The organism is Clostridium sp. DFI.1.208, assembly GCF_024463855.1.
In the GTDB taxonomy this organism is placed as follows: domain Bacteria; phylum Bacillota_I; class Bacilli_A; order Erysipelotrichales; family Erysipelotrichaceae; genus Clostridium_AQ.
The window spans coordinates 1-2,269 of sequence record NZ_JANGCA010000127.1 but is presented as its reverse complement, the minus strand read 5'-3'; the positions used below and the strand labels follow the sequence as shown (position 1 = coordinate 2,269).

Here is a 2,269-nt window from a genome sequence, read left to right as displayed (position 1 = left end):
TCAAAAAATTCAATATATCCTTCAAAATATACAAAAAAAGACAATTTCATTTCGAAAATTGCCTATATACAATAAAAAGCCTATGTCCTTACGAAAAGGTATAGGCTTTTGTCAACAATCTGAAACGTCTTTTTAGAAAAGACGCTGTTTTATCATAGGAAAGAGCCCTCGCCCCTTATCCTTTTACATCATATCCGGTATCTGTGATTGCCTGTAGAATTGCAGCATCACTGGTTCGCTGCTCATCATACTCCACATCGACAATGCCTTTTTCTGCACTCGCTGCACAGGCTATAACACCTTCGATGCCCTGCAGCGTCTTATTCACACGCTGCTCACAGTGCTGACACATCATACCTTCTACCTGAAATACCTTTTTCATGATCTCACTCCTATCTTTACTGTTATCATAGCATACTTCCATCAGGATTTCCTGTTTTTTACTCTGCATACCGCCTGCGTCATGGTACCCATCGGACAGTATACACACCATGTACGGGGTTTATACACCAGCATGGTGAGAATGCCCAGTATCGTGCTTGTCAGCATCAGACTGTAAAAGCCATACGCAAACTGCAAAACCCAGTCTGCTGCACCAGATGAAACAAACCAGGGAATCCGCACAGTCCATAAAAGCGTGATAAAGGCCGATAGCGGCTGTCCCTGCAGTACCGCATAGCTCATATACAGCATACTGGCAAACATCGATAGAAAGAACAGCAAGAAGCCATAACGAAACCATTTGCTTCTCAGCCATCGCGGACAGGCTCGCTGTGCGGAAAGCCGGCTACCCAATCGCTGCAAAAGCTGCCCCCTGCCGCAGTAATGATTACAATAGCTCTTTTCACCTTTTCCAACAGCCAGCAGCAGCGGCACCAGAAAACAAATAAGACCCAGCCAGGCAAACAGAATATGAAACAAGCCGAGAAACAAATACAGCATAGATGCGATCCACAAATATTCCGTCCATTTCGTTTTCATGAACGCACCTCAATAACGCTTGCAGGACAAGCCTTACTGCAAAGGCCGCAGCCTACACAGCGTACCAAATCTATGACTGCATAGCAGCCATGCGCAATGTGGATAGCCTGACGGGGACAAGTGGCAAGGCACGTCCCACAGGCAACACACGCTTTTTCCTCTACAAAAGCCTTCTTCAAAACAGCTCCTCCTTCTACATACCCTGTCAGTATATCGAAGAAGCTGCCGCTTTACCGTGACTTTGTCACAGAAACAGTTCATTATCCTTTCTTGTCACACAGGCCTTGTGAAGCTTCTTCACAGAAACCGCCAGCATGAGCTTATTCAGACTGCGTGCATGGACAGGGCAAACCGCGATGCAGCGCATACAGGAAATGCAGCGCGCTGTATCTGTTTTTTCCGGATGCTCCACCGGAATCGCCTGTACCGGGCATTGTGTTGCACACTGTCCGCATTGCATACACTGCTTATCCGCAGAGGGTTTCAGCGGTACACCGCCATAGCTCTTATACGGATGGTTTCCCGCTACATGCAGCACGCAGCCAGCATCCTTTTTCAAATGCCTGCGTATCTGCTGTGAAAATGTGCCAAGCTCCTGTGTATCCTGTGCATCGGGACGTCCGGCTCCATATTGATGCATGATGGAATGCTCGGCAACCGCCGCAATCGCCGCACGGCACACAAAGCCGCTTTCCTGTGCACAATCCTTCATCTCCAGCAGGGTATCCTCATAGGCACGGTTGCCATAGCTGCATACCAGAATAGCGGAAGCCTTGTTGCCCTGCATGGCACGCAGCCGCTGCAATGCTGCCTGTGGTGCTCTTCCTCCATAGGAGGGCATAGCAATGATACAGATATCCTCCTTTTGAAAGTGGGGAAGGCGCTCTGTTATCTGTGGATTGCATAAATCTATACAAATACTCTTCGCTTCCCTCCATTCACGTTCCAGTATTTCAGCAATACGCCTTGTCCCACCGCAGGGACTGAATAGAATCGTATAAAATGCCATGATAAATCTCCTCTCTTTCAGGTATTCAGATGCATTCCAAAAGCAAGCCTATACATACCGATATAAGCATTCCTGCCTGAACCCTTTTGTTTCTTTCTTCATTATAGAACGATGAACTGTGTGATTCAATACGCCCTGCCGCTTTTCTTTTTTGGCTGAAGTGAAAAGTTAAATTCCACTTTCAAAGTAGCTAAGTAGAAAAGACTCTTACACAACAATCTAGTTGAATTTACACTTACAATTGCATTTAGTCTTTCATATATCCTTTTTTATATCTAT

General features: G+C 46.2%; 4 protein-coding genes. All 4 read right to left on the bottom strand.

Going from position 1 to position 2,269, the window contains the following annotated elements:
* Positions 1-175: 175 nt before the first annotated feature.
* Positions 176-382: a heavy-metal-associated domain-containing protein gene (locus NE665_RS23515; RefSeq protein WP_233104869.1), complete on the bottom strand. Its 207-nt coding sequence runs from the start codon at positions 380-382 to the stop codon at positions 176-178.
* A gap of 41 nt (positions 383-423) precedes the next feature.
* On the bottom strand, positions 424-981 hold the full coding sequence (locus tag NE665_RS23510) for a 4Fe-4S binding protein (RefSeq protein ID WP_117442711.1): 558 nt from the start codon (positions 979-981) through the stop codon (positions 424-426).
* Complete coding sequence (locus NE665_RS23505) at positions 978-1,160, bottom strand: 4Fe-4S binding protein (protein ID WP_117442712.1); 183 nt, start codon at positions 1,158-1,160, stop codon at positions 978-980. The genes NE665_RS23510 and NE665_RS23505 overlap by 4 nt, the downstream gene beginning before the upstream one ends.
* A gap of 65 nt (positions 1,161-1,225) precedes the next feature.
* Positions 1,226-1,990, bottom strand: coding sequence for a 4Fe-4S binding protein (locus NE665_RS23500; RefSeq protein WP_117442713.1), 765 nt, complete (start codon positions 1,988-1,990; stop codon positions 1,226-1,228).
* Positions 1,991-2,269: the final 279 nt, after the last annotated feature.